Annotated in this window: 23 protein-coding genes; 13 read left to right on the forward strand and 10 right to left on the reverse strand. The window is 66.2% G+C overall.

Annotation, left to right across the window (positions count from 1 at the left end; genetic code table 11):
* Positions 1 to 18: 18 nt before the first annotated feature.
* From ACI766_RS24260 to ACI766_RS24280, 5 genes are all read right to left on the reverse strand, one after another.
* Entirely contained in the window at positions 19 to 657 is a 639-nt protein-coding gene (locus tag ACI766_RS24260) for a DUF1175 domain-containing protein (protein ID WP_003141328.1), read from the reverse strand.
* Positions 654 to 2,423 carry a DUF2138 domain-containing protein gene (locus ACI766_RS24265; protein ID WP_023086638.1) on the reverse strand — a complete coding sequence of 590 codons (1,770 nt, stop codon included), beginning with the start codon at positions 2,421 to 2,423 and terminating at the stop codon, positions 654 to 656. Before ACI766_RS24265 ends, ACI766_RS24260 begins: the two co-directional genes overlap by 4 nt.
* A gap of 38 nt (positions 2,424 to 2,461) precedes the next feature.
* On the reverse strand, positions 2,462 to 3,271 hold the full coding sequence (locus ACI766_RS24270) for a YfaP family protein (protein ID WP_003094417.1): 810 nt from the start codon (positions 3,269 to 3,271) through the stop codon (positions 2,462 to 2,464).
* Between the two features lie 162 nt (positions 3,272 to 3,433).
* Positions 3,434 to 3,994 carry a response regulator transcription factor gene (locus ACI766_RS24275; RefSeq protein ID WP_003106283.1) on the reverse strand — a complete coding sequence of 187 codons (561 nt, stop codon included), beginning with the start codon at positions 3,992 to 3,994 and terminating at the stop codon, positions 3,434 to 3,436.
* A 25-nt stretch (positions 3,995 to 4,019) separates the two neighbouring features.
* The gene (locus ACI766_RS24280; protein ID WP_003094421.1) at positions 4,020 to 5,288 is read right to left on the reverse strand and encodes an ATP-binding protein; all 1,269 of its coding nucleotides are present in this window, start codon (positions 5,286 to 5,288) and stop codon (positions 4,020 to 4,022) included.
* A gap of 276 nt (positions 5,289 to 5,564) precedes the next feature.
* Here ACI766_RS24280 and ACI766_RS24285 point away from each other — a divergent pair, with 276 nt between their 5' ends.
* The 3 genes from ACI766_RS24285 (at position 5,565) to ACI766_RS24295 (ending at position 9,833) form a co-directional block, all read left to right on the forward strand.
* On the forward strand, positions 5,565 to 6,275 hold the full coding sequence (locus ACI766_RS24285) for an SIMPL domain-containing protein (protein ID WP_003094423.1): 711 nt from the start codon (positions 5,565 to 5,567) through the stop codon (positions 6,273 to 6,275).
* Positions 6,276 to 6,527: 252 nt separating this feature from the next.
* Positions 6,528 to 8,141, forward strand: a complete 1,614-nt coding sequence (locus ACI766_RS24290; protein WP_003112863.1) for an ABC transporter substrate-binding protein — start codon at positions 6,528 to 6,530, stop codon at positions 8,139 to 8,141.
* Positions 8,142 to 8,234: 93 nt separating this feature from the next.
* Positions 8,235 to 9,833: an ABC transporter substrate-binding protein gene (locus ACI766_RS24295; protein WP_015648071.1), complete on the forward strand. Its 1,599-nt coding sequence runs from the start codon at positions 8,235 to 8,237 to the stop codon at positions 9,831 to 9,833.
* Positions 9,834 to 9,900: 67 nt separating this feature from the next.
* On the opposite strand, the gene mdpA is transcribed toward ACI766_RS24295, so the two are convergent.
* A complete protein-coding gene (gene mdpA / locus ACI766_RS24300) occupies positions 9,901 to 11,118 on the reverse strand; it encodes a metallopeptidase MdpA (RefSeq protein ID WP_003107426.1) in 1,218 nt (405 codons plus the stop codon).
* 168 nt (positions 11,119 to 11,286) lie between these two features.
* On the opposite strand from mdpA, the gene psdR reads away from it, so the two are divergent.
* The 8 genes from psdR (at position 11,287) to ACI766_RS24340 (ending at position 21,040) form a co-directional block, all read left to right on the forward strand.
* Complete coding sequence (gene psdR / locus ACI766_RS24305; protein ID WP_003094433.1) at positions 11,287 to 11,850, forward strand: transcriptional regulator PsdR; 564 nt, start codon at positions 11,287 to 11,289, stop codon at positions 11,848 to 11,850.
* 265 nt (positions 11,851 to 12,115) lie between these two features.
* Positions 12,116 to 13,717, forward strand: coding sequence for an ABC transporter substrate-binding protein (locus ACI766_RS24310; protein WP_003116233.1), 1,602 nt, complete (start codon positions 12,116 to 12,118; stop codon positions 13,715 to 13,717).
* Positions 13,718 to 13,941: 224 nt separating this feature from the next.
* Positions 13,942 to 15,396: an OprD family outer membrane porin gene (locus ACI766_RS24315; RefSeq protein ID WP_003120938.1), complete on the forward strand. Its 1,455-nt coding sequence runs from the start codon at positions 13,942 to 13,944 to the stop codon at positions 15,394 to 15,396.
* Between the two features lie 49 nt (positions 15,397 to 15,445).
* On the forward strand, positions 15,446 to 17,041 hold the full coding sequence (locus tag ACI766_RS24320; protein ID WP_003094445.1) for an ABC transporter substrate-binding protein: 1,596 nt from the start codon (positions 15,446 to 15,448) through the stop codon (positions 17,039 to 17,041).
* A 67-nt stretch (positions 17,042 to 17,108) separates the two neighbouring features.
* Positions 17,109 to 18,119, forward strand: a complete 1,011-nt coding sequence (locus ACI766_RS24325) for an ABC transporter permease subunit (protein ID WP_003105448.1) — start codon at positions 17,109 to 17,111, stop codon at positions 18,117 to 18,119.
* Between the two features lie 11 nt (positions 18,120 to 18,130).
* Positions 18,131 to 19,042: an ABC transporter permease subunit gene (locus tag ACI766_RS24330; protein ID WP_003105451.1), complete on the forward strand. Its 912-nt coding sequence runs from the start codon at positions 18,131 to 18,133 to the stop codon at positions 19,040 to 19,042.
* Between the two features lie 52 nt (positions 19,043 to 19,094).
* Positions 19,095 to 20,069: an ABC transporter ATP-binding protein gene (locus tag ACI766_RS24335; RefSeq protein ID WP_003094451.1), complete on the forward strand. Its 975-nt coding sequence runs from the start codon at positions 19,095 to 19,097 to the stop codon at positions 20,067 to 20,069.
* Entirely contained in the window at positions 20,069 to 21,040 is a 972-nt protein-coding gene (locus ACI766_RS24340; protein ID WP_003094452.1) for a peptide ABC transporter ATP-binding protein, read from the forward strand. The genes ACI766_RS24335 and ACI766_RS24340 overlap by 1 nt, the downstream gene beginning before the upstream one ends.
* 32 nt (positions 21,041 to 21,072) lie before the next feature.
* On the opposite strand, the gene ACI766_RS24345 is transcribed toward ACI766_RS24340, so the two are convergent.
* Positions 21,073 to 21,705 carry a LysE family translocator gene (locus ACI766_RS24345; protein ID WP_003123320.1) on the reverse strand — a complete coding sequence of 211 codons (633 nt, stop codon included), beginning with the start codon at positions 21,703 to 21,705 and terminating at the stop codon, positions 21,073 to 21,075.
* A gap of 141 nt (positions 21,706 to 21,846) precedes the next feature.
* Here ACI766_RS24345 and ACI766_RS24350 point away from each other — a divergent pair, with 141 nt between their 5' ends.
* Positions 21,847 to 22,320 (forward strand): Lrp/AsnC family transcriptional regulator, encoded by a 474-nt coding sequence (locus ACI766_RS24350; RefSeq protein WP_003094456.1) that lies wholly within the window; start codon positions 21,847 to 21,849, stop codon positions 22,318 to 22,320.
* Between the two features lie 4 nt (positions 22,321 to 22,324).
* On the opposite strand, the gene ACI766_RS24355 is transcribed toward ACI766_RS24350, so the two are convergent.
* Genes ACI766_RS24355 through ACI766_RS24365 form a run of 3 tightly spaced genes read right to left on the reverse strand, consistent with a single transcriptional unit; the run spans position 22,325 to position 24,680 of the window.
* A complete protein-coding gene (locus ACI766_RS24355) occupies positions 22,325 to 23,254 on the reverse strand; it encodes a biotin-dependent carboxyltransferase family protein (RefSeq protein ID WP_003116236.1) in 930 nt (309 codons plus the stop codon).
* Positions 23,251 to 23,928 carry a 5-oxoprolinase subunit PxpB gene (pxpB, locus tag ACI766_RS24360; RefSeq protein WP_003116237.1) on the reverse strand — a complete coding sequence of 226 codons (678 nt, stop codon included), beginning with the start codon at positions 23,926 to 23,928 and terminating at the stop codon, positions 23,251 to 23,253. Before pxpB ends, ACI766_RS24355 begins: the two co-directional genes overlap by 4 nt.
* Positions 23,925 to 24,680, reverse strand: a complete 756-nt coding sequence (locus ACI766_RS24365) for a 5-oxoprolinase subunit PxpA (protein ID WP_003112852.1) — start codon at positions 24,678 to 24,680, stop codon at positions 23,925 to 23,927. Before ACI766_RS24365 ends, pxpB begins: the two co-directional genes overlap by 4 nt.
* Before the next feature lie 129 nt (positions 24,681 to 24,809).
* Here ACI766_RS24365 and lpxO point away from each other — a divergent pair, with 129 nt between their 5' ends.
* Complete coding sequence (gene lpxO, locus ACI766_RS24370) at positions 24,810 to 25,709, forward strand: lipid A hydroxylase LpxO (RefSeq protein ID WP_003094463.1); 900 nt, start codon at positions 24,810 to 24,812, stop codon at positions 25,707 to 25,709.
* Positions 25,710 to 25,782: the final 73 nt, after the last annotated feature.

Below are 25,782 nucleotides of genomic sequence, written 5' to 3' on the forward strand. Positions count from 1 at the left end.
TCTTCACTGGGACGCGATTCATTGAGAGAGGAAAGCCAGCCGATAGATGCCGATAAAGTTGGGATTGGATTCGTCGGGGATCCATCGGGTGTCCTTCCATGTCATGAGTTGTTGCAGGCTGACCGAACGCATGCCGTTATCGGTCGGGGTGCTGCTGCCGGTGTGATAGGCGATGGAGCGGCCCATCCAGATCATCAGGTGCTGGTCGTCGCCCTGGTCGTAGAACATCAGGTCGCCGGGGCGCGCCTGGTTGAGGTCGCGGCCGACCAGCCGACTGTTGAACTGCACCAGCTTGATCGCATTCACGTAGGGCCCGACCTGGCCGCCACCCTGCTGCCAGTTCTGCGCCAGGCGCCGTTGCTCGGGACTGAGCGCCAGCTCCGGGGGCAGGTAGCGGTTGGACAGGCCGTTGGCGCGCAGCCACTTGCCATCGTGGACTTTCAGCGCCTCGTTGGCGGCGAAGCGCACCAGGCCGGCGCAGTCCTGCTGGTGCCAGCGCGGACTCGGCCCTTGGCGCAACTGTTCCTGGGCGATGCGCACGAACCAGGCGCGGAATACCTGCGATTGCTGCGGGTCGAGCGCTACCGGGGGCTCGCCGCGGGCAACGCCGCTGGCCAGCAGGAGCAGCGCCAGGCCGAAGGCAGTCAGGCGTCTCACAGCGACCGCCATTCCAGCGGCAGCCATTGCCACGGTGCGTTGGCCTGGCTTCCGGCAGGCAGGCCAAGGGCGTAGCTGCCCTTGCCGGCGAGGGTTTTCAGGCGCGGCATCAGGTAGGTGTCGGCGGCATTGCGGAATACCGGCTCCATGTCCTGCGGCAGGCTGTCGAGGGTTTCCCGTTGCAGCAGTTCGGAGAGCGGCTGCGGCGCCAGGTAGGCCGGTACGAGCGCATCCTTCGGCAACACCTCGGCGAGCGGCGGATAGCGCTTGTCGAGGGTGTCCAGGGCCTTGCCGAGCAACTGGTCGTCGAGGGAGAACAGCAGGGTCTGGCCATGGCGCGCCATGCCGATGCGGAAGAACGCGCGGCCGCTGATGCTGTCCGGGTTGTCCGCCTGGCTGGCCGGATAGGCGCCGAAGTTCGAGCTGACCTGGCGGGTCCAGCGGCGGGTCTGGCCATCCACCCGGTCTTCCACCGGGAAGCTGCCACCCTCGACCTTGGCTTCCTTCGCGCCGATCACACGGCCGAACAGCTTGCCCAGCTCGTCGTCGAGTTCGGCACTGGCCGGCGCGCTCAACTGGCCCACCAGCAGCGGCGAATGCAGCCGCGAACTGGCGTACCAGCAGAGACCGGCGGCGCCGCTGAGATGCTCGGAGAAGGCCTGGGCCATCTTCTGCTCGGCCCCCAGGCGCTCCAGCATCACCCCGTACAGGCCGGGGGTGACCGGCAGCGCCACGCAGGCGCTGGCGCCCATCGGCATGGCCTGCCAGACCGGGGCGAAGTCCAGCGGCGGCTGACGTTCCACCTCGTTCAGCGCCAGGTAGCTGCTCCAGCCCTGCTCGCCCTTCTCGAAGCGCACCCCGGCAAAGCTCGGGATGAAGCGCTGGTAGCCCATGGCCAGGACGCTGGCATTGAGGGTGATGCGCTGGCGCAGCTCGCCGCGGCCCGGCAGGCCGAAGCGCTCGGGGAACAGTTCGTCGCCGTCGAGCAGTGCCTCCAGGTCTTCGCTGGCCGGAGCGTTCAGCGGGCTGTCGTCGCTCTCGCCACCATCGTCGAAGAGCATCCGTGGGTTCGACAGCAACAACAGCCGGTCGCCCTTGGACAGGAACAGCATCGCCTTGTCGTTGCCGTAGCGCAGGCGATAGACCGAGGTTCCCGCCAGCTCGCCGACCTTGCGCAACTGCTGGTCGTCGGCGGCTATATGGGCCAGCGGCTCGAGCACCCGCGCCAGGCCGCCGCGCTTGAGCACCACCACGAAGTCGCGCAGGCGGCCGTCGGCGCCGCGCCAGAGGGCGACCTGGGCCGGTTGGTCGAGCAGTTCCTCGACCAGGCTGTCCTTCAGGGTCAGGTCGTGCTCGTAGATGATCCGCCGCAACGTACCGGTCAGGCCGAGGCGGTCGCCATTGTTCTCGTAATAGAAGACGAAGTCCTCGGTCAGGGTATCGCGCAGCAACGGCACCTCGAGGATTTCCTTCGGCAGGCGGCTCAGCGACACGCTCTCGATCAGCGCGTCGGGCTTGCGCAGGTCACGGTAGGCACGCGGCGCGCCGGCGTCCGCGGGTGCCTGGGCGCCGATCGGCTGGCCGAGGTCCTCTTCGGCCGGGCGCCCTCCGCCGAGCCGCTCCAGCCAGCCCATCTGCCAGGCCAGCACACCGCCGGCGGCCAGCGCGGCGACGATCCCCAGCACCGGCCACAGGGCGCTTCGGGTGCGCACAGCGGCGGGCGCAGGGGTTCCGTTGGCAGGGCTGGGGGTGTTGTTCTCGCTCATGGTTCGCTAATCCCGTGTCATCCGTACGAGGGGATGCTTCAGTAGGTAAAGGTCTTGACCAGCACCAGGTCGCCAATGGTGCGCAGGGGCACGACGAAGGTCTCGTGCTTCTCGTCGACGCTGTTTTCGTTGAACACCAGGTTGACCTGCGCGGTGATCACGTCCTGTACGTTGCTGCCGGCCTGGAAGTTGTAGCCCTGGTTGTTGAGGTTGCCCCAGTAGTTCACGTAGATCAGGTAGGTGCCGTGCAGCGGCGCGCCCATGGTGAACATCTCCGGGCCGGGCCCGTCGACGCCGTCCGGATCGAGGCCGCCGCTGTTGCTCAGGCGCGGATGCGCCCAGTAGGCGTGCTGGCCATCGGGGGTGACGATATGCAGGTCGAGCTCGGCCTTCGGATCGTCCCAACCCAGCACCACGCGCACGCGCGGCGGCAGTTGGGAGCGATTGGCCTCGTAGAACTGTACGCGCTTGAGGATCTTGCCGTCGGCGCTGCCGACCTGGACGCCGTTGGAGCCGTGGCCGAACGCATAGGGGCGGACGAAGCGCCCGGCGCCGTCGGTATAGAGAGGGAGAGGATTGCCGTTGACCACCAGGCGCTGGGCGCGCTCGGTGCCGACCAGTTCGCGCAGGTGTCCTTCGATCAGGCTGCGGCCGCGCTGGCCGCCGCGATCGATGGGCGGAGTCGGATAGGCGACACGCGGGGCATCGGGCTGCTCGAGCAGGCCGGAATAGCGCCAGCCTGCCGTCGGACCATCCAGGTCCACCGAAGGCTCGGCTAGTGCAGGCAGCCCGAAGGCCAGTCCGAACAGCACCGACAGGCAGCCGGCACTCGAACCGAAGATACGCATGATCAATCCCTGGTCGTGCGATTCATGAAAGTTGCATCTTAACGATTGCGCTGTCCGCTGGATATCCCCGGCGACCGGCGGAATGTGCGAAATCCACCGCGATTCGACGGAAAGCGGAAAGTATAGGGGGCGCCATGCGGCGCCCCCGTTGTCATTTACGCTTCAGCGCCGTACCGGCCGCTTCTGCAGCTTGCGCTGCAAGGTCCGTCGATGCATGCCCAGGGCGCGGGCGGTGGCGGAGATGTTGCCCTCGTGCTCGGCGAGCACGCGCTGGATGTGCTCCCATTGCAGGCGATCCACCGACATCGGGTTTTCCGGCACCAGGGTGTCCAGGTCGGCGTGCTCGGAGAGCAGCGCGGCCAACACGTCATCGGCATCCGCCGGCTTGCACAGGTAGTTGCAGGCGCCGCGCTTGATCGCCTCCACCGCGGTGGCGATGCTGGAATAGCCGGTGAGGATCACCACCCGCATGTCCGCGTGCAGTTCCAGCAGCTTCGGCAGCAGCACCAGGCCGGAGTCGCCTTCCATCTTCAGGTCGAGCACGGCATAGTCCGGCGTGTCCTGCTGGGCCAGCGCCAGGCCTTCCTCGGCGGAGCCGGCGGTGCTGACCCGCAGGCCGCGACGGCTCATGGCCCTCGCCAGGACCCGGGTAAAGGTGGGATCGTCGTCCACCAGCAGGAGATGGGGTTGTTCTTCCCCTTCGAAGAGCAGCTCTTCAGACATAGGCAGGGCCTCTCAGACGGATCACTCAAGCCATTCCGTAGCTGCGCGGCAAGCGCAGTTCGGTCAGAGTGCCGCCATCTTCGTGGTTATACAACTTCACCGTTCCACCAGCGCGGGTCACGCTGGCCTGACTGAGAAACAGGCCGAGGCCGAAGCCCTTGCCCTTGGTGGTGAAGAACGGTTTGCCGATCTGTTCGGCGATCGCCAGGGGCACCCCGACGCCGTGGTCGCGGATACTCAGGCAGATACTGCTGCTGTCCCAGTCCAGGCGGATGTCGAGGTCGTCGGGACAGGCGTCCGCCGCATTGTTCAGCAGGTTCAGCAGAGCCTGGCTGAGGTCGGTCGGCGGGGTCAGGCGCGGCGCGGAGCCGAGGCCCAGGCACTGGTAGCGGTAGGAAGCCTCCGGACGCATCAGGTGCCAGCGGCGCAGCACCGATTCCAGCCATTCCGCGGCGCTTTGCTCCTCGATCGCCTGACGACGGTCGGCCTCGGCCGCCCGTACCAGTTGCTGGAGGGTGTGCTTGCACTGCTTGACCTGTTCCTGGAGCAATGCCAGGTCTTCCTGCAGGGTCGGGTCCTGCGGGCGCTCCTGGCGCAGCTCGTTGAGCAGCACGCTCATGGTCGCCAGCGGCGTACCCAGTTCGTGCGCGGCACCGGCCGCCTGGGTGGCCACCGCGAGCAACTGCTGGTCGCGCATGCTTTCCTCGCGCCGCTCGGCCTGCATGTGCGCCTGCCAGCGCAGCGCCTCGGACATCTTCACCACGAAGAAGGTGATGAAGGCCGCCGACAGGGCGAAGTTCAGCCACATGCCGAACAGGTGCAGGTTGATCAGCATCGCCTCGTGCTGAACCGCCTGCAGGTGCAGCGGGTGGTACCAGATCAGCAGCAGGGTGTAGCCGGTCAGGGCCAGGCCGGAGAGCACCATGGAGTAGATCCAGGGCAGGGTCGCAGCGGCGATGGTCAGCGGTACCAGGTAATAGGAGACGAAGGGGTTGGTCGAGCCGCCCGAGTAATACAGCAAGGTGCTGTGGATGATCAGGTCGCAGGCCAGTTGTACCGCGTACTCCTGGTCGGTCACCGGCCACGGCGCGCGCAGGCGCAGCGCGGTGAACAGAATCAGGCAGGCGGACAGGCCAAGGGTCAGGCCGAGCGCCAGCCACGGCAGCGGCAACAGGTCGGAAAGCCAGGCGAAACCCACCGAGCCGGCCTGCGCGGCCAGCACGAGAATACGGATGAGGAGCAGACGGCCAAGGTTCTGGCGACTGGCGGAGAGCAGGAAAACCGGTGCGCGCATGTTTTCTTCCGGAATAAGCGCGAGTATAGCCAAGACGCTGTCGGCAACTCTGCGGCAAAGTGACTCAGAAACCTCGCAGGTCGCCATCCTGCCCTGTTTCGCCGAGCGCTGTCAGGGCTCAGATCAGTAAATTTCACGTTTTTTCCGAAATCGCCTAACCCGTTCCGGGAAAAGCCTTCGTCTCATGGTCCAAGACTGGCGTATAGGCGTGTTTGCCGCGCCTGCCGGAACGATGCTCTACAGTGTGAATTCAGCCTTAGTACAAGGAGTTGCCCGATGTCTGCGATTTCCCGCCTGGCCGCCGCCGTCACCCTCTGCGCCGCCAGCCTCTCGGCCGTCGCCGAGGAAGCGCCGCGCTACAACCAGGTCTCGCTGCACGCCGAAGTCAGCCAGCAGGTGGCCCACGACCTGATGCAGGTCACCCTCTACAGCGAAAACCAGGGCAGCGATCCGGCCAAGCTCGCCGCCGAGACCACCAGCGTCCTCAACGCCGCCGTCGCCGACGCGCGCAAGGTCAAGGGCGTGACCATCAGCCTGGGCAGTCGCAACAGCTATCCGGTCTACGACGACAAGGGCCAGAAGATCACCGGCTGGCGCGAGCGCGCCGAGCTGCGCCTGGAAAGCTCCGACTTCGCCGCCCTCGGCCAGCTTTCCGCCGACCTGCTGGGCAAGCTGAAAATGGGCGGCATGGACTTCAGCATCGCCGATGCGACCCGCAAGAAGAACGAGGACCAATTGATGAAAGGCGCCGTGGACGCGTTCAAGGAGCGCGCCCAGTTGCTCACCGAGGCGCTCGGCGGCAAGGGCTACAAGCTGGTCAGCCTGAGCGTGAACAGCGCCGGCGCACCGCGCCCGTACCCGGTGATGCGGATGGCGGCGATGAAGGCCGACGCCAGCTTCGGTGGCGCCCAGGCGCCGGAGATCGAGGCCGGGACCAGCCAGGTCACGGTCAACGCCGACGGTGTGATCGAGGTGCAGATGCCCTGATCCGGTCGGCGCGCACCACAAGAGGCAGCCTCCGGGCTGCCTCTTGCGTTTCCACTGTCTCTCGCGCAGCAAACGCGGCCTGCGTCGCGTTTGCGCAAATTCGAAAATGCGACATTCCCTTTCAAACGGATAACAACATCTACACTGAACCGACCTCGACGCTTGCGGCCGGCACATGCCCTGCATAGCTTCGCGCAAGACAGCTCACGAGGCTGTCCCTCGCAGACAATCAAAATAACCAGAGGTCACTCCATGCGTAGAAACGCCGTCATCCGCTCCGCGATCATTCCCTCGCTGCTCGGCGCAGCGCTGGTCGCCGCCGTTCCCCAGGCCTTCGCCAGCAACCTGATCTTCTGCTCGGAAGGCAGCCCGGCCGGCTTCGATCCCGCCCAGTACACCACCGGTACCGATTTCGACGCCGCGGCGGAAACCGTCTTCAACCGCCTGACCCAGTTCGAGCGCGGCGGCACCAAGGTCCTTCCCGGCCTCGCGGAAAGCTGGGACGTCAGCGACGACGGCAAGACCTATACCTTCCACCTGCGCAAGGGCGTGAAGTTCCACAGCACCGACTACTTCAAGCCGACCCGCGAATTCAATGCCGACGACGTGCTGTTCACCTTCGAACGCATGCTCGACAAGGATCATCCGTTCCGCAAGGCCTACCCCACCGAGTTTCCCTACTTCACCGACATGGGCCTGGACAAGAACATCGCCAGGGTCGAGAAGCTCGACGAGCATACGGTGAAGTTCACCCTCAACGAGGTCGACGCGGCCTTCATCCAGAACCTGGCGATGCCCTTCCCATCGATCCAGTCCGCCGAATACGCCGCGCAACTGCTCAAGCAGGGCAAGGCCAGCGACATCAACCAGAAGCCGATCGGCACCGGCCCGTTCGTGTTCAGCCGCTACCAGAAGGATGCGCAGATCCGCTTCAAGGGCAACAAGGACTACTGGAAGCCGGACGAGGTGAAGGTCGACAACCTGATCTTCGCCATCAACACCGACGCCTCGGTGCGCGCGCAGAAGCTCAAGGCCGGCGAGTGCCAGATCACCCTCAACCCGCGCCCCGCCGACCTCGACGCGCTGAAGAAGGACCCGAACCTGAACCTGCCGTCGCAGGCCGGCTTCAACCTCGGCTACATCGCCTACAACGTCACCCACAAGCCGTTCGACAAGCTGGAAGTACGCCAGGCGCTGGACATGGCGGTGAACAAGAAGGCCATCATCGACGCCGTCTACCAGGGCGCCGGCCAGTTGGCGAGCAACGGCATGCCACCGACCCAGTGGTCCTACGACGAGACCATCAAGGACGCGCCCTACGATCCGGCCAAGGCCAGGGAGCTGCTGAAGAAGGCCGGCGTCGCCGAGGGCACCGAGATCACCCTGTGGGCCATGCCGGTACAACGCCCCTACAACCCCAACGCCAAGCTGATGGCGGAAATGCTGCAGAACGATTGGGCGAAGATCGGTATCAAGGCGAAGATCGTCACCTACGAATGGGGCGAATACATCAAGCGCGCCAAGGGCGGCGAGCATGACGCCATGCTGATCGGCTGGAGCGGCGACAACGGCGACCCGGACAACTGGCTCGGCACCCTCTACGGCTGCGACGCGGTGGACGGCAACAACTTCTCCAAATGGTGCGACGCCGGCTACGACAAGCTGGTCAAGGATGCCAAGCGCACCACCGACCAGGGCAAGCGCACCGAGCTGTACAAGCAGGCCCAGCACATCCTCAAGGAACAGGTGCCGATCACCCCGATCGCCCACTCCACCGTGTACCAGCCGATGCGCAAGACGGTACACGACTTCAGGATCAGTCCCTTCGGCCTGAACTCGTTCTACGAGGTCAGCGTCGGCAAGTAGCTTCGCCTGCCAGCCGCGCCGCCCCGCCACGAGCGAGGCGGCGCCTCTCCCCGGGGCGGCCGACCCGGCCGTCCCGCTCCAGAGGAGTCATCCATGCGACCACGCTCTGCCCTGCGCTACAGCCTGCTGCTGCTCGCCCTCGCCGCCAGCGCCGCCATCCAGGCCCAGCCGAAGACCCTGGCGGTGTGCACCGAAGCGGCGCCGGAAGGGTTCGATCCGGCCCGCTATACCTCCGGCTACACCTTCGACGCCTCAGCCCATCCGCTGTACAACGCGCTGGCCGCGTTCGCTCCGGGCAGCGCCACGGTGATCCCGGCCCTGGCGGAAAGCTGGGACGTCTCCGCTGACGGCCTCGTCTACACCTTCCGCCTGCGCCAGGGCGTGAAATTCCACAGCACCGACTACTTCAAGCCAACCCGCGAATTCGACGCCGACGACGTGCTGTTCAGCTTCCAGCGCATGCTCGATCCGCAGCACCCCGCCCACGACCTTTCGCCCAGCGGCTACCCCTACGCCGACGCCATGCAACTGCGCGACATCATCGAGCGCATCGAGAAGATCGACGAACATCAGGTGCGCTTCGTCCTCAAGCACCCGGAGGCGCCGTTCCTCGCCGACCTGGCCATGCCGTTCGGCTCGATCCTCTCCGCCGAATATGCCGGCCAGTTGATCGCCAGGGGCAAGGGCGACGAACTCAACAGCAAGCCGATCGGCACCGGCCCGTTCGTCTTCACCCGCTACCGCAAGGATGCCCAGGTGCGCTACGCAGCCAACCCCGACTACTGGAAGGGCAAGCCGGCCATCGACCACCTGGTGCTGGCGATCACCCTCGACCCCAACGTGCGCGTGCAGCGCCTGCGCCGCAACGAATGCCAGATCGCCCTGACGCCCAAGCCCGAAGACGTCGCCGCGTTGCGCCAGGACCCGCAACTGACGGTGCTGGAAGAAGCGGCGATGATCACCTCCCACGCCGCGATCAACACCCGGCACGAACCGTTCGACGACCCGCGCGTGCGCCGGGCGATCGCCATGGGCTTCAATAAGCCGTCCTACCTGAAGATCGTCTTCGGCGATCAGGCCCGTCCGGCCATCGGCCCCTACCCGCCGATGCTGCTCGGCTACGACGACAGCATCCGCGACTGGCCCTACGACCCCGAACGGGCCAAGGCCCTGTTGAAGGAAGCCGGCGTCACCCCGGACACACCCCTGAACCTCTACATCAGCACCGGCAGCGGCCCCGGCGGCAACCCGGCGCGAGTGGCACAACTGATCCAGTCCGACCTGTCCGCCATCGGCATCCGGGTAAACATCCGCCAGTTCGAGTGGGGCGAGATGGTCAAGCGCACCAAGGCCGGCGAACACGACATGATGCTCTACAGCTGGATCGGCGATAACGGCGACCCGGACAACTTCCTCACCCACAACCTCGGCTGCGCCTCGGTGGAGTCCGGGGAAAATCGCGCGCGCTGGTGCGACAAGGGCTTCGACGAAGCCATCCGCAAGGCGCGCATGAGCAACGACGAGAGCCAACGGGTAGCGCTGTACAAGGAAGCGCAGCGGATCTTCCACGAGCAGATGCCCTGGTTGCCGCTGGCGCATCCTTTGATGTTCGACGCGCAACGCAAGAACGTCAGCGGCTACCGCATGAGCCCGATGTCGGCGCGGGACTTTTCGCGGGTGAAGCTGGACTGATCGCTGCGCCGCACGCGGGAAGCCCTGGTCCTTGCCTTCCCGCGTGCGGCGTTATCGTTCGGCCGGATCAGCCGCCGAGGCCGAAGGGATCGTCGATGGACGGGCTCGGTTGGGTGAACCAGCGCGGTCCTTCCTTCGTCATGTAGAAGTGATCCTCCAGGCGAATGCCGAACTCGCCGGGCACGCAGATCATCGGTTCGTTGCTGAAGCACATGCCGACATCCAGCGGCGTGCGATCGCCACGCACCAGGTACGGGCCTTCGTGGACGTCCATGCCGATGCCATGCCCGGTGCGGTGCGGCAGGCCAGGCAGGCGGTAGTCCGGCCCCAGGCCGTTGGCCTCCAGCGAACGCCGCGCGGCGGCGTCCACCGCCTCGCAGGGCTGGCCCAGACGCGCGGCCTCGAAGGCCGCCAGTTGGGCGTCGCGCTCCATCCCCCAGAATTCGCGCTGGCGTGCGCTAGGCGTGCCGAACACATAGCTGCGGGTGATATCCGACTGGTAGCCGTGGACCTGGCAGCCGGTATCGATCAGCACCATGTCGCCATCCTTCAGCACCTGCGCATGCTTCACCCCATGCGGGAAGGCACTGGCGGCACCGAACAGGACGATGCAGAAGGTCGAACCGGGCGCGCCCACCTTGCGGTGCGCCTGGTGGATGAACTCGGCGACTTCGGTGGTGCTGATGCCTTCGCGGAGAATGCTCGCCGCGGCCTTCTGCACTTCCAGGGTCATGTCCTTGGCCCGCTGCATCAGCGCCAGCTCCTCGGCCGACTTGCGCATCCGTCCCTGGTCGATCAGCGGCGCGGCGCTGACGAAGTTCCTGCCCGGCGCCTGTTGGCGCAAGCGCTCGAACATGCCGAACGGCAGGCTCGGACACAGTGCGACCGTGCTGCGCTCGCCCACGCCGAGCGCCTCCAGGCGATCGAGCAGCAGGCGATAGGGATCCTGGTGTTCCTCCCAGGTGTGGATGGCGCCATCGACCACCTGGAAGTCGCGCACCGTACCTTCCTCGAAGGCCGGCGCAAGGTATTCGAGGGCGCCCTCGGCGGGCAGTAGAGCACCCACCAGGCGTTCACTGGGGTGCCATTGCACGCCGCTGAAGTAACGCAGGTTGCTGCCTGCATGCAGGTACGCCGCGGCGATGCCATGCTCGCCCATCCACGCCTGGGCCGCGGCGATTCGCGCACGGTAAGACGCCAGGCCGATCGGCTGCGCGCCGTCCATCATGTTCCGCAGACGCTCCAGCGCCTGCGCAGGGGTACTCCCGCCAACACCCACGGTCATTTGTTGTTCTCCTCGTCTGGACCGGGCTGAAATTTAAGTCGAGCTTAAATTCAGGTCAAAACAAATTTTCAGTCACACTTAAAAAATAGGGGTTCGGGTAGTTCATCTGTCAGACTTTATTGACGCCCCGCGCTGGGTATACTGCGCCTTTCAACAAGAGTCTCCCCAATGACCGTAGACCGCATCGGCGAACGCCTGCGTCGCTATCGCCGCGCCGCCAAGAAGACCCTGCACCAAGTCGCCAGCGAATCCGGTCTCACCGCGAGCTTCCTCTCCCAGGCGGAGCGCAACCTCACCGGTGTATCGATCTCTTCCCTGGCCAACATCGCCAAGTCGCTGAATATCCCGCTCAATGCCCTGTTCGACCAACCGGCACAACCCCAGCCCGACTCCCACGAAGGCGAGCGGGTACGCTACACCATCGAGGGCCAGCCGCTGGCCTACGAACGCCTGTCCAGCTCCTTCCCCGGCAACCTGATCAATGCGGTCAAGATGAACATGCCGGTGGGCTACCAGTCGGAGCTGATCTCCCATGAGGGCGCCGAGTTCTCCTACGTCCTGTCCGGGCAGATCGTCTACACCATCGAGGGGCGCCAGTACCCCCTCGGCGCCGGCGACTCGGTGCACTTCGACGCGACCAAGACCCATTGCCTGGCCAACGTCGGCAGCGATGTGGCGGAAGTCCTGACCATCACCACCATGGGCCTGTTCGACGACCATCCGACGCCCTGAGCCAGTCCGTAGCGCACCTTCCCATCCTGTCAGGCAAACGTTTTCGCAATAGAAATGTTAGTCGTGCTTAATTTTCGTTGACCACAATTTCAGCATGACTTAATTTCGGCATCAGCGAATCGTCGACCAACAACAAACGGACGATCGCTGTCGCCGCACAGGGTCCATGGCTGTCACCCGCCATCCATGGAAAGGCGAGAGTTGCCATGGCCCATAAGGCCGATCCTCAGACGATGCCCTTAGAAAAAGAAAAAATGAGGTTTGCATGCGTAAGATCCTTCCCCTTCGGGCCTGGCTGGCAGCCGGTCTGATCCTCGGCTCCCCGTTCTCCCACGCCGCCAGCAACCTGGTGTTCTGCTCGGAGGGCAGCCCGGCCGGCTTCGATCCCGCCCAGTACACCACCGGCACCGACTACGACGCGACCTCGGTCACCCTGTTCAACCGCCTCGTCCAGTTCGAGCGCGGCGGCACCCGGGCGATCCCGGCCCTGGCGGAAAGCTGGGACATCGGCGACGACGGCAAGACCTACACCTTCCACCTGCGCAAGGGTGTGAAGTTCCACAGCACCGACTACTTCAAGCCGACCCGCGAATTCAACGCCGACGATGTGCTGTTCACCTTCCAGCGCATGCTCGACAAGAATCATCCGTTCCGCAAGGCCTACCCCACCGAGTTTCCCTACTTCACCGACATGGGCCTGGACAAGAACATCGCCAGGGTCGAGAAGCTCGACGAGCACAGGGTGAAGTTCACCCTCAACGAGGTCGACGCCGCCTTCATCCAGAACCTGGCGATGGACGTCGCCTCGATCCAGTCCGCCGAGTACGCCGGGCAGTTGCTCGAGGCCGGCAAGCCACAGCAGATCAACCAGAAGCCGATCGGCACCGGGCCTTTCATCCTGAGCCGCTACCAGAAGGATGCGCAGATCCGCTTCAAGGGCAACAAGGACTACTGGAAACCCGAAGACGTGAAGATCGACAACCTGATCTTCTCGATCAACACCGACGCCGCGGTGCGCGCGCAGAAGCTCAAGGCCGGCGAGTGCCAGATCACCCTCAACCCACGCCCCGCCGATCTCAAGGCCCTGCAGGAAGCGGCGAACCTGAAGGTGCCCTCGCAGCCAGGCTTCAACCTCGGCTACATCGCCTACAACGTCACCCACAAGCCGTTCGACCAGCTCGAAGTACGCCAGGCGCTGGACATGGCGGTGAACAAGCAGGCCATCATCGACGCCGTCTACCAGGGTGCCGGGCAACTGGCGGTGAACGGCATGCCGCCGACCCAGTGGTCCTATGACGAAACCATCAAGGACGCCCCGTTCGATCCGGCCAAGGCCCGGGAACTGCTGAAGAAGGCCGGCGTCGCCGAGGGCACCGAGATCACCCTGTGGGCGATGCCGGTGCAGCGTCCCTACAACCCCAACGCCAAGCTGATGGCGGAGATGATCCAGGCCGACTGGGCGAAGATCGGCATCAAGGCCAGGATCGTCAGCTACGAATGGGGCGAGTACATCAAGCGCGCCCATGCCGGCGAGCATGACGCCATGCTGTTCGGCTGGACCGGCGACAATGGCGATCCGGACAACTGGCTGGCGACCCTCTACGGCTGCGACTCGATCAACGGCAACAACGTATCGAAATGGTGCGACGCGGCCTACGACAAGCTGGTCAAGGCTGCCAAGCGGGTCTCCGACCAGGACAAGCGCAGCGAGCTGTACAAGCAGGCCCAGCACATCCTCAAGGAGCAGGTGCCGATCACCCCGATCGCCCACTCCACCGTGTACCAGCCGATGAACAAGTCGGTGCATGACTTCAAGATCAGCCCCTTCTCGCGGAACGCCTTCTATGGCGTAGCCAACCAGCCCTGATGCCGACGCCACCCCGGTCGTGAAACGACCGGGGTGCAGAAGAACGGCACGACCCGTACTTCATTTCTTTGCTTTTCCTGCCCGTGTTCCAGAACGGCGCTGCGCGCGTTCCGCCAGGAGCGCTCGCCTCGCCGTATTCGACCGCCGCGCCCAGGCGCGGGCGAAACCGGCGCAAACCTGGTGGGTAAAACAGGTGCCATGACAACAATAAAGGGAGCAATCAGGTGATGAGATACCAACGAGTGACCGGCGCGACGCTGGGATTGGCCTTGATGGCATCGGCCGCGCCAGGCTGGGCAGCGGACGAGCAGGCAACCCCGCCGACCCCGGACAATCCCAGCTACGCCGCCCAGGTGCAGAGCATCCCCAGCGTGGAGAAACCGATCAAGGGCCAGGCCGGCGCCAGCGGGCTGTTCGAGGGGCAGAGCCTGACCCTGACCACCCGCAACTTCTACTCGCGGGAAAACATGAAGGACAGCTTCACCTTCCGCATTCCCAAGGCCGGCGGCGGCTCCCAGCGCATCCACCAGCGCAACGCCTGGGTCCAGGGCACGGTGCTCAAGTACAGCTCGGGCTACACCCAGGGCAGCATCGGCTTCGGCTTCGACGTCGCAGCCTTCAACGAGATCGCCCTGGAGCGCGGCAAGGGCCGCATCGGCGGCGGCGGCAACCGGACCCTGGCGAACAGCGATGGCGAGGCGATCGGCGAGTGGTCCAAGCTGGGCGTCGCCAACATCCGCCTGCGCGCCTCGAATACCGAATTCAAGGCCGGTCGCTTCCTGGTCAACACTCCAGTGTTCAGCTATATCGACAACCGTGCCCTGCCCTCCAGCTTCACCGGCTTCGCCGTGACCAGCGAGGAGCTGGACAACCTCAGCCTGCAGGCCGGCAGCTTCCGCAAGGTCAGCCCGCGGACCGGTTCCGGCGACGAGGACATGACCACCGAGTACGGCACCCGCCAGGTCAAGGGCGACCGCCTGAACTACCTGGGCGGCAACTACAAGCCGCTCGACGGGCTGGAAATCTCCCTCTATGGCTCGCATTTCCAGGACGTCTGGAACCAGTACTACCTGGGCGTGACCCACGACATCGGCGACCTCGAGAACGGCATCGCCCTGCGCACCGCCTTCAACGGCTACCACACCGGCGACACCGGCGCGCGCGAGGCCGGCTACATCGACAACGACACCTGGAGCCTGGCCTTCACTCTCGGCCATCGCGCCCACGCCCTGACCCTGGCCTACCAGCAGGTCGACGGCAACGAATACTTCGACTACGTGCACGAGACCTCGGCGATCTTCCTGGCCAACTCGATGCTGGCCGACTACAACAGCCCCAACGAGAAGTCCGCGCAGATCCGCTACGAGACCGACTGGAGCTACTACGGGGTCCCCGGCCTGAGCACCGGCGTGTGGTACGTGAAGGGCTGGGACATCGACGGCACCCACTACGACGGCGATCGCAACGGTGCCTACGGCAACTACGCCGAGGTGCGCGCCCAGGACGGCGAGAAGCACCACGAGCTGGGCCTGATGGCGGCCTACAAGGTGCAGAACGGGCCGATCAAGGACAGCACCTTCAAGCTCACCTACATGATGCACAAGGCCAGCCAGAACCAGGTCGACGGCAGCGTCAACGAACTGCGCCTGGTCAGCACCTTCCCCTTCAACCTGCTGTAAACCTGCGACAACCGGCGGCCCCGGCGACGGGGCCCACGAGGAGGACCCCATGCTCCATCCGTTGCTCCGACACCTGCCCCTGGCCCTGGCGCTATGCGCCGCCGGCGCGGCCCAGGCGAAGAACCTGGTGGTCTGCACCGAGGCCAGCCCGGAAGGCTTCGACATCGTCCAGTACACCGGCGCGGTGACCGCCGACGCCTCCGCGGAAACCGTGTTCAACCGCCTGCTCGCCTTCCGCCCCGGCACCACCGAGGTGATCCCGGGGCTGGCCGAGCGCTGGGACGTCAGCGCCGACGGACTGAGCTATACCTTCCACCTGCGCCCCGGCGTGAAATTCCATACCACCGACTACTTCAAGCCGACCCGGAGCCTGAATGCCGATGATGTGCTGTGGACCTTCCAGCGCGCCCTCGATCCGAAGCATCCCTGGCATGCCTCGGCGCTGCGCGGCTACGCCTACTTCGACGCGATGGGCATGGGCGAGCTGATCAAGTCGGTGGAAAAGGTCGACGAGCTCACCGTGCGCTTCGTCCTCAACCGTCCCGAAGCGCCGTTCCTGCGCGATATGGCGATGCCCTTCGCGTCCATCTATTCCGCCGAGTACGGCGACCAGTTGCTCGCCGCCGGCAAGCAGGGCCAGCTGAACAACCAGCCGATCGGCACCGGGCCGTTCGTCTTCAAGCGCTACGCCAAGGACGCCCAGGTCCGCTATACGGCGAACCCGGACTACTACGCCGGCAAGCCGCCGATCGACAACCTGGTGTTCGCCATTACCCTCGATCCCAACGTGCGCATGCAGAAGGTCCGTGCCGGCGAGTGCCAGGTCTCGCTGTACCCGAAACCGGAGGACGTGCCGCGCCTGAAGCAGGACCCGAACCTGGCGGTGGACGAGATCGATGCCCTGCTGACCACCTACATTGCCATCAACACCCAGCACAAGCCGCTCGACGACCCGCGCGTGCGCCAGGCGATCAACCTCGCGCTGGACAAGAAGGCCATGCTCGACGCGGTGTTCGGCCCCGGCGCGGCCAGTCCGGCGGTCGGTCCCTATCCCCCGACCCTGCTCGGCTACAACCATTCGATCCAGGACTGGCCGCACGATCCCGAACGCGCCAGGGCGCTGCTCAAGGAAGCCGGCGCGGAAAATCTCAGGATCACCCTGTTCATTCGCAACGGCACCTCGCCTACCATCCCCAACCCCGCCCTGGCGGCACAGATGCTGCAGGCAGACCTGGCCAAGGCCGGCATCCAGCTGACCATCCGTTCCCTGGAATGGGGCGAGCTGCTCAAGCGTTCGAAGGCCGGCGAGCACGACCTGTCGCTGCTTGGCTGGGCCGGCGACAACGGCGACCCGGACAACTTCCTCAGCCCGAACCTGAGCTGCGCCGCCGCCGAGTCGGGTGAAAACCAGGCGCGCTGGTGCGACAAGGACTTCGAGGCGCTGATGCGCAAGGCCCGCGAGGTGAGCGATCCGGCCGAGCGGGCGAAACTGTACGAGCAGGCCCAGGTGGTATTCCACGAACAGGCCCCATGGATACCGCTGGCCTACCCGAAGCTGTTCAACGTCCGGCGGAACACGGTGCAGGGCTACGTGATCAATCCGTTGAGCAACAACAACTTCGCCACCACCTCGGTGAAGCCGTAGAAGAACAAGGACCACAGCCCCGCCGCCAGCGGGGCGCACGGTCCGCGATGAGGAGTTACCCGCCAACATGCTTAGTTTCATTGCACGACGATTGGGGTTGCTGATCCCCACCTTCTTCGGCGTGACGCTGCTCACCTTCGCGCTGATCCGCCTGATTCCCGGCGACCCGGTGGAAGTGATGATGGGCGAACGTCGCGTCGATCCGCAGATGCATGCCGAGGCCCTGCACCGCCTGGGCCTGGACAAGCCGTTGTACCAGCAGTACCTGGACTACGTGGGCAACCTGGCACAGGGCAATCTCGGCGAATCGCTGACCACCCGCGAAGGCGTCTGGCACGAATTCCTCACCCTGTTCCCGGCGACCCTGGAACTGTCCCTGGCCGCCATGCTCTTCGCCGGCACCTTCGGTCTGCTGGCCGGGGTGATCGCCGCCCTGAAACGCGGTTCGCTGTTCGACCACGGGGTGATGACGGTGTCCCTCGCCGGCTATTCGATGCCGATCTTCTGGTGGGGCCTGATCCTGATCATGCTGTTCTCCGTGTCGCTGGGCTGGACGCCGGTGTCCGGCCGTCTCGACCTGCTCTACGACATCGAGCCGAAGACCGGCTTCATGCTGATCGACACCCTGCTTTCCGACGAACAGGGCTCGTTCCTCGATGCCGTGCGCCACCTGATCCTGCCGGCCATCGTGCTGGGCACCATCCCGCTGGCGGTGATTGCCCGCATGACCCGCTCGGCGATGCTCGAGGTGCTGCGCGAAGACTATGTGCGCACCGCCCGCGCCAAGGGCCTGTCGCCGGCCCGGGTGGTCTTCGTGCACGCCCTGCGCAACGCGCTGATTCCGGTGCTGACGGTATTCGGCCTGCAGGTCGGCACGCTGCTCGCCGGCGCGGTGCTGACCGAAACCATCTTCTCCTGGCCGGGCATCGGCAAGTGGCTGATCGACGCCATCAGCCGTCGCGACTACCCGGTGGTGCAGAACGGCATCCTGCTGGTCGCCACCCTGGTCATCCTGGTCAATTTCGTCGTGGACATCCTCTACGGCCTGGCCAACCCGCGCATTCGCCACCAACGCTGAGGAGCCAGCCGATGAACGCCATGCACAACGCTCCCGCCAGCGACCCGAGCCTGGTCTACCCGTCCCCGCTGAAGGAATTCTGGCAGGCCTTCGCGCACAACAAGGGCGCCCTCGGCGGCCTGCTGTTCATGCTGCTGATCGTGTTCTGCGCGCTGTTCGCCCCCTGGGTCGCCCCCTACGATCCGAGCGAGCAGTTCCGGGACTTCCTGCTGACCCCGCCATCCTGGCTGGAAGGCGGCCAGGCGCGCTTCCTGCTCGGCACCGACGAGCTGGGCCGCGACCTGCTCTCGCGGCTGATCCACGGCGCCCGCCTGTCGCTGCTGATCGGCCTGTCCTCGGTGGTGATCTCGCTGATCCCCGGCATCCTCCTCGGCCTGCTCGCCGGCTTCTCGCCGAACCGTGCCGGGCCGCTGATCATGCGCCTGATGGACATCATGCTGGCGCTGCCGTCGCTGCTGCTGGCGGTGGCCATCGTGGCGATCCTCGGCCCGGGCCTGATCAACACCGTGATCGCCATCGCCATCGTCTCGCTGCCGGCCTACGTACGCCTGACCCGCGCCGCGGTGATGACCGAGCTAAACCGCGACTACGTCACCGCCTCGCGCCTGGCCGGCGCCGGCACCCTGCGACTGATGTTCGTCTGCGTGCTGCCGAACTGCATGGCGCCGCTGATCGTCCAGGCCACCCTGAGCTTCTCTTCGGCGATCCTCGACGCCGCCGCCCTCGGCTTCCTCGGCCTCGGCGTGCAACCGCCGACCCCCGAGTGGGGCACCATGCTCGCCTCCGCCCGCGACTACATCGAGCGCGCCTGGTGGGTGGTCAGCCTGCCCGGCCTGACCATCCTGCTCAGCGTACTGGCGATCAACCTGATGGGCGACGGCCTGCGCGACGCCCTCGATCCGAAACTGAAGAACGCGGCATGAGGAGCACAACCATGAACAGCGCATCCGTATCCGCGCCACAGGAGACCGCCGCATGAGCCTCCTCGATATCAAGAACCTCAGCGTGCGCTTCGGCGACACCACCGCAGTGCCCGTGGTCGACGGCCTCGACCTGAGCGTCGACAAGGGCGAGGTGCTGGCCATCGTCGGCGAGTCCGGCTCCGGCAAGTCGGTGACCATGATGGCCCTGATGGGCCTGATCGACGCCCCCGGCTGGGTATCCGCCGATCACCTGCGCTTCGACGGCCACGACATGCTCACCCTCAAGGGCCGCCAGCGCCGGCGCATCGTCGGCAAGGACATGGCGATGGTCTTCCAGGACCCGATGACCGCCCTCAACCCCAGCTACACCGTCGGCTACCAGATCGAGGAAGTCCTCCGCCTGCATCTCGGCCTGCGCGGCAAGGCCCTGCGCCAGCGCGCCCTGGAACTGCTCGAACGGGTCGAGATCCCGGCCGCCGCCAGCCGTCTCGACGCCTACCCGCACCAGCTCTCCGGCGGCATGAGCCAGCGCGTGGCGATCGCCATGGCTATCGCCGCCGAGCCCAAGCTGCTGATCGCCGACGAGCCGACCACCGCCCTCGACGTGACCATCCAGGCGCAGATCATGGAGCTGCTGCTGAACCTGCAGCGCGACCAGGACATGGCGCTGATCCTGATCACCCACGATCTCGCCGTGGTCGCCGAGACCGCCCAGCGCGTCTGCGTGATGTACGCCGGCGAAGCGGTGGAGATCGGCGGCGTGCCGGCGCTGTTCGACCGCCCGACCCATCCCTACACCGAGGCGCTGATCAAGGCGATCCCCGAGCACTGTGCCGGCGAAGCCCGCCTGGCCACCCTACCCGGCATCGTTCCGGGGCGCTACGACCGCCCGCGCGGTTGCCTGCTGTCGCCACGCTGCCCCTATGCCCAGGAGCATTGCCGCCAGGAGCGGCCGGCCCTGGAGGCGCACGAGCGCGGCGCGGTGCGCTGCTTCTATCCGTTGAACCTGCTGAACGAGGTGGCCTGATGGAAACCGTTCTGACCGCCCGTGATCTGACCCGTCACTACGAAGTCTCCCGCGGCCTGTTCAAGGGCCATGCCCAGGTGCGCGCGCTGAACGGCGTATCGTTCGAACTGGAAGCCGGCAAGACCCTCGCCGTGGTCGGCGAGTCCGGCTGCGGCAAGTCGACCCTGGCGCGCGCCCTGACCCTGATCGAGGAACCCACCTCCGGCTCGCTGAAAATCGCCGGGCAGGAGGTCAAGGGCGCCAGCAAGGACCAGCGCCGGCAGTTGCGCCGCGACGTGCAGATGGTCTTCCAGAACCCCTACGCCTCGCTCAATCCGCGACAGAAGATCGGCGACCAGTTGGCCGAGCCGCTGCTGATCAACACCGCGCTGTCGCGCGAGGAACGCCGCGAAAAGGTCCAGCAGATGATGCGCCAGGTCGGCCTGCGGCCGGAGCACTACCAGCGCTACCCGCACATGTTCTCCGGCGGCCAGCGCCAGCGCATCGCCCTGGCCCGGGCGATGATGCTGCAACCCAAGGTGCTGGTGGCGGACGAGCCGACCTCGGCCCTCGACGTGTCGATCCAGGCCCAGGTACTGAACCTGTTCATGGACCTGCAGCAGCAGTTCCGCACCGCCTACGTGTTCATCTCGCACAACCTGGCGGTGGTCCGCCACGTCGCCGACGACGTCCTGGTGATGTACCTCGGCCGACCGGCGGAGATGGGGCCGGCGGACAAGCTCTACGAGAACCCGCTGCATCCCTATACCCGCGCGCTGCTCTCGGCGACCCCGGCGATCCACCCGGACCCGACGAAGCCGAAGATCCGCATCCAGGGCGAACTGCCGAACCCGCTGAACCCGCCGGAGGGTTGCGCCTTCCATAAGCGCTGCCCCTACGCCACCGAGCGCTGCCGCAGCGAGGTGCCCGAGCTGCGCCTGCTCGACCAGCGCCAGGTGGCCTGCCACCACGCCGAGCAATTCCTCGGCTGAGCGCCACGGGGCGCTCGCCGCCCCGCAGCCCTTCAGAGCTGGCGCAGCAGCGCCAGCCTTACCCCGAACCCTATCAACAACCCACCGAAGCCCCACTGCTGCAGGCGCTGTGCCCGCGGCCGGGACGCCAGCCAGCGGCCCAGGCGGCCACCGGCCAGCGCATAGGCGCAGTCGAAGGCCAGGCCAACCAGAACCAGGACCGTACCGAGCGCGGCGAACTGGACGGCCAGCGAACCGGCCCCGGGACTGACGAACTGCGGCAGCAGCACCGAACAGAACAGCAGGGCCTTGGGGTTCAGCAGGTTGGTCAGGAGTCCGCGCAGCAAGGCCCGGCGGTCGGCGTAAGGGACCACCGGCGCGGAGCCCGCGTCGCTGGTCGGCAAGGCCAGTCCGCCACCGCGCAGCATCTGCAGGCCAAGCCAGGCGAGGTAGGCGGCGCCGAGCAAGCGCACCAGGTCGAAGGTCCAGGGAGCGGTACGGAACAGCAGCGCCAGTCCAGTCGCGGCCATCAGCACATGGCAGGCCCGAGCCAGCGCCAGGCCGAGGGCGGTGACCAGCGCCGCGCGACGGCCCTGGCGGGCGCCGGTCTGGAACAGCAGGAGCATGTCTGGTCCGGGCACCAGGTAAACCACCGCCAGGGCAATCAGGAAAGCGCTCGTGTCCATCGTATCGGCTCCAGAAAGGTGACCCGGATAACGATTCTATGCCCGCAAGGCAGGGCAGGTGCTTGCGTTTTCCACCAGCCTATCCATTCTATTTGGCAGTAAATTCCACTCTCTGGAGACTATCCATCCGGATATGCCAAGATGAAACTCGACGCCTATGACCACCGCATCCTCGCCGCCCTCCAGCGCGACGGCCGCCTGAGCAACGTCCAGTTGGCCGAGGAGATCGGCCTCTCCCCGTCCCCCTGCCTGCGCCGCGTGCGCCTGCTGGAAGAGGCCGGGGTGATTCGCGGCTACCAGGCCAGCATCGACCGCGACGAGGTCGGCCTCGGCCTCACGGTGTTCGTCGGGATCAAGGTGGAACGCCACCGCCAGGAGCAGGCCGAGGCCTTCCACCGTGCGGTGGTCGACCTGCCGGAGGTGATCTCGGTGCACCTCGTCTCCGGCGAGTCGGACTTCCTCCTGCAAGTGGTGGTCCCCGACCTGCGCGCCTACGAACGCCTGCTCAGCGAGACCCTGCTGCGCCTGCCCGGGGTCAGCGACATTCGCAGCAACTTCGCGATCAAGACGGTCAAGGCGCCCTCGCCGCTGCCGCTCGGCCACCTGGCCGGCTGAGCGCTCAGCCGCGGAAGAAGCGGTAGAAGCGCAGCAGATCGGCCTGCTGCGTCGCCAGGTCGCTCTCGACGAAGGTTACCTCGCTATGCGCGGGGCTTTGCGCCAGGCGCGAGAGGTCCAGTGGATGGACGAAGCCCAGCAGCGGATAGCCGCCCATGCTCTGGCGGTCGGCCATCAGCACGATGGGTTGGCCATCGGGCGGAACCTGGATAGCGCCCTCCACCACGCCCTGCGACCAGGCGCGCGGCGCCCCGCGCAGTGGCTCGCCGGCCAGGCGGACACCCATGCGATCGGACCGCGGGCTGATTCGCCAGGCGCTGGCGAAGAAGGCTTGCCGGCTGGCTGCGTCGAAGGCCGCCGCATCGCCGCCGAGCAGCACGCGCAAGGGCCGCTGCTGCCGGTAGTCCGGCTGGAAACGCCAGGGCACGCTGGCATCCCACGGACACGCCGCTCCCGCTTCGGCACACGGCAGGCAATCGCCCTCCGCCAGGATCCGGCCATCGCCCTGTAAACCGCCGAGCCCGTCGCGAACCTGGCAGGCGACGCTGCCCAGTACCGGCCTCGCCCGGAAACCGCCGGCGCAGGCCAGGTAGGCACGCTGCCCGGCCTCGGCGAAGCCCAGTTCGATGCGTTGCCCGCGGCGGACCCGGAAGCGACTCCAGGGCAGGCATTCGCGACCGTCCACCGTCAGCGCCAGGCGCGCTCCGGTCAACGCCAGCCAGGTCGCCTCCACCCTGCACTCCAGCACCAAGCCGCCGAAAGCGATTTCCAGCAATGGCGTCCCCCAGGGATTACCGAGCAGACGATTGGCCCAGGCTGCCGCCTGGCGGTCCAGAGGGCCGCCCGGGGATACGCCGAGGTGCTGCCAGCCGCGCCGGCCGTCGTCCTGCAGCAGGCTCTGCGGACCCGCCTTGACGACCCGCAAACCATTCATTCGCGCCCGCCCAGGTCGAGGAAAGCCTCGCGCCCGATGGCGACGAAGCGCACCCGGTCGCCCAGCGCCAGTGGGCACGGAGGAGTGGCGGCCGGATCGAAGGGACGCCACGGACTGCGTCCCAGCAGGTGCCAGCCGCCGGGCGAGGCCTGCGGATAGATCGCCGTCTGCGCCTCGGCAATGGCCAGGCTGCCGGCCGGTACGCGCGCCCGCGGGGTGGCCCGCCGCGGCAGGACCAGGCGCGGATCGAGGCCGCCGAGGTAGGCGAATCCCGGAGCGAAACCGATCGCGCCGACCCGGTATTCGGCCGCGCTGTGCAGTTCGATCACCCCTTCGCCAGTCAATCCGCAGGCAACCGCTACCGTCGCGAGGTCCTCGCCGGCGTACCAGACGGGAATCTCGTGCAGGCGCCCGGCATCCTCGGCGGGGCGCCAGGCATGCCACTCCGCCAGCAGCGGACCCAGGCGTTCTTCCAGTACCTGCGGAGCGATGCGGTAGGGGTCGTAATGCAGCATCAGGGTGGTCCAGCCCGGCACCAGATCCCTGACGCCTTCGCCGAGCCCCTCGCGCAGACGTCTGGCCAGCTCGGCCAGGCGCACAGACAGGTCCACTTCGGGCTCTTCGGCGAGCGTCAGCAGCAGGGCTTCGGCACCAGCGGGTTCGATGCGGATCACAGGCTGTCCAGGGCCGCGCGCAGGCGCCGGAGGACCGCCAGCGACTGCGGGTTGTCGCCATGCACGCAAAGACTGTCGGCGGTCAGGCGCAGCGGGTTGCCGTCGTAGTCGGGGAAGGCTTCGCCGCGGGCGATGGCCAGGGCCTGTTCGATGATCCGCTGCGGATCGTGATGCACCGCGCCGCCAAGCCGCCGCGGCGCCAGCCGACCGTCCGGCAGGTAGGCGCGATCGGCGAAGGCCTCGAACAGCAGCGGCACGTCGGCCTCGTCGGCCAGTTCCAGCTCGCGGCCGTTGTCGGCCAGGGCCAGCACCATCAGCGGCAGGCCCTTGCGATAGGCGGCGCAGGCGTCGAGCACGGCGCGCAGCAGCTCATCGTCGCCGACCAGGTCGTTGTACAGCGCGCCATGCGGCTTGACGTAGGCCACCTGGGTACCGAGGGAACGGCAGAAAGCGTCCAGCGCGCCGATCTGGTACAGCACCATGGCATGCACCTCTTCGGCAGAGCAGGCCAGCGAGCGCCGGCCGAAGCCGCTCAGGTCGGGATAGGCCGGGTGCGCGCCGATGCTCACGCCATGGCGTACCGCCAGCTCCACCGCGCGCCGCATGGTGAGCGGGTCGCCAGCGTGGAAGCCGCAAGCCAGGTTGGCCTGGTCAACCAGCGGCATGCTGTGGACATCGTCGCCCATGCGCCAGGCGCCAAAGCTTTCGCCCATGTCGCAGTTGAGCAGGATACGCCGGCCGGTGTCGTTCATTGTGCGTTCCTTTCGAGGCCAGGATTACGGAAAAATGAGCGCAGTGCTGGCGAATTAGCGTCAGGTAGCATACTCAGGCACTGAGAACAGGAGTAAATTCTCCTCTTTTGCACCGACGACCTTGCATTCATGAAAGTTCTCATCCTGGCGGCCTATGCGCTGAGCATCCTCTATGTCCATTTCCGCGGCCGGGTACGCCACAAGCTGTCGCGCCAATTGAGCGACCACTCCAGCTTCCTCGCTCCGATCAACTGCCTGATGTACCTGTTCTCGAAGGTACCGAACCGCCCTTACCTGGCACCGCAGACCTTCCCCGAACTGCAGGTTCTGGTCGACAACTGGCAAGCCATCCGCAGCGAGGCGCTGCACCTGCACGACGCCGGCAACATCAAGCGTTCCGAACAGTACGACGATATCGGTTTCAACTCGTTCTTCAAGAGCGGCTGGAAGCGCTTCTACCTGAAATGGTACGACGAGGCCCATCCCTCCGCCGGACAACTCTGCCCGCAGACCACCGCCCTGTTGCGGCAGATTCCCTCGGTCAAGGCGGCGATGTTCGCCGAACTGCCGCCGGGCTCGAAGCTGGTGCGACACCGCGATCCCTACGCCGGCTCGCTGCGCTTCCACCTGGGACTGTTCACCCCCAACGACCCGGCCTGCTTCATCGAGGTGGACGGCGAGCGCTACCACTGGCGCGACGGCGAGGCGGTGGTGTTCGATGAAACCTTCATCCACTACGCGGAAAACGCCACCGAACACAACCGCATCATTCTCTTCTGCGACATCGAGCGGCCGCTGACCCAGGGCTGGGCCACCGCCTTCAACCGCTGGTTCAGCCGCAACGTGATGGCTGCCGCGGCCGCCCCGAACAACGCAGGCGACCGGACCGGCGGACTCAATCGGATCTTCGACAGCCTCTACAAGATCCGCCTGCAGGGCAAACGTTTGAAGAAGCGCAACCGCAAGCTCTACTACCTGCAGAAATGGGGCTTCTTCGCCCTGGTACTGGCTTTCATCCTGTGGATCTGAGGCCCGGCGACGCAACGCCCCGATAGCTCCGTGGGGCGTATGACACCAACGGCGTCATCCGCCGATACCTCGC

Source organism: Pseudomonas sp. DL, assembly GCF_047199225.1.
Lineage (GTDB): Bacteria > Pseudomonadota > Gammaproteobacteria > Pseudomonadales > Pseudomonadaceae > Pseudomonas > Pseudomonas aeruginosa.

What these genes read in the sequence shown, in the direction of transcription:
- ACI766_RS24310 (WP_003116233.1), top strand. Translation starts at nt 12,116, where the DNA reads ATGCGTAAGATCCTTCCCCTTCGGGCCTGGCTGGCAGCCGGTCTGATC.
- ACI766_RS24330 (WP_003105451.1), top strand. Translation starts at nt 18,131, where the DNA reads ATGAACGCCATGCACAACGCTCCCGCCAGCGACCCGAGCCTGGTCTAC.
- ACI766_RS24345 (WP_003123320.1), bottom strand. Translation starts at nt 21,705, where the DNA reads ATGGACACGAGCGCTTTCCTGATTGCCCTGGCGGTGGTTTACCTGGTG.
- ACI766_RS24335 (WP_003094451.1), top strand. Translation starts at nt 19,095, where the DNA reads ATGAGCCTCCTCGATATCAAGAACCTCAGCGTGCGCTTCGGCGACACC.
- ACI766_RS24285 (WP_003094423.1), top strand. Translation starts at nt 5,565, where the DNA reads ATGTCTGCGATTTCCCGCCTGGCCGCCGCCGTCACCCTCTGCGCCGCC.
- ACI766_RS24350 (WP_003094456.1), top strand. Translation starts at nt 21,847, where the DNA reads ATGAAACTCGACGCCTATGACCACCGCATCCTCGCCGCCCTCCAGCGC.
- ACI766_RS24265 (WP_023086638.1), bottom strand. Translation starts at nt 2,423, where the DNA reads ATGAGCGAGAACAACACCCCCAGCCCTGCCAACGGAACCCCTGCGCCC.
- ACI766_RS24295 (WP_015648071.1), top strand. Translation starts at nt 8,235, where the DNA reads ATGCGACCACGCTCTGCCCTGCGCTACAGCCTGCTGCTGCTCGCCCTC.
- psdR (WP_003094433.1), top strand. Translation starts at nt 11,287, where the DNA reads ATGACCGTAGACCGCATCGGCGAACGCCTGCGTCGCTATCGCCGCGCC.
- ACI766_RS24365 (WP_003112852.1), bottom strand. Translation starts at nt 24,680, where the DNA reads ATGAACGACACCGGCCGGCGTATCCTGCTCAACTGCGACATGGGCGAA.
- lpxO (WP_003094463.1), top strand. Translation starts at nt 24,810, where the DNA reads ATGAAAGTTCTCATCCTGGCGGCCTATGCGCTGAGCATCCTCTATGTC.
- ACI766_RS24270 (WP_003094417.1), bottom strand. Translation starts at nt 3,271, where the DNA reads ATGCGTATCTTCGGTTCGAGTGCCGGCTGCCTGTCGGTGCTGTTCGGA.
- mdpA (WP_003107426.1), bottom strand. Translation starts at nt 11,118, where the DNA reads ATGACCGTGGGTGTTGGCGGGAGTACCCCTGCGCAGGCGCTGGAGCGT.
- ACI766_RS24340 (WP_003094452.1), top strand. Translation starts at nt 20,069, where the DNA reads ATGGAAACCGTTCTGACCGCCCGTGATCTGACCCGTCACTACGAAGTC.
- ACI766_RS24320 (WP_003094445.1), top strand. Translation starts at nt 15,446, where the DNA reads ATGCTCCATCCGTTGCTCCGACACCTGCCCCTGGCCCTGGCGCTATGC.
- ACI766_RS24280 (WP_003094421.1), bottom strand. Translation starts at nt 5,288, where the DNA reads ATGCGCGCACCGGTTTTCCTGCTCTCCGCCAGTCGCCAGAACCTTGGC.
- ACI766_RS24275 (WP_003106283.1), bottom strand. Translation starts at nt 3,994, where the DNA reads ATGTCTGAAGAGCTGCTCTTCGAAGGGGAAGAACAACCCCATCTCCTG.
- ACI766_RS24355 (WP_003116236.1), bottom strand. Translation starts at nt 23,254, where the DNA reads ATGAATGGTTTGCGGGTCGTCAAGGCGGGTCCGCAGAGCCTGCTGCAG.
- ACI766_RS24290 (WP_003112863.1), top strand. Translation starts at nt 6,528, where the DNA reads ATGCGTAGAAACGCCGTCATCCGCTCCGCGATCATTCCCTCGCTGCTC.
- ACI766_RS24325 (WP_003105448.1), top strand. Translation starts at nt 17,109, where the DNA reads ATGCTTAGTTTCATTGCACGACGATTGGGGTTGCTGATCCCCACCTTC.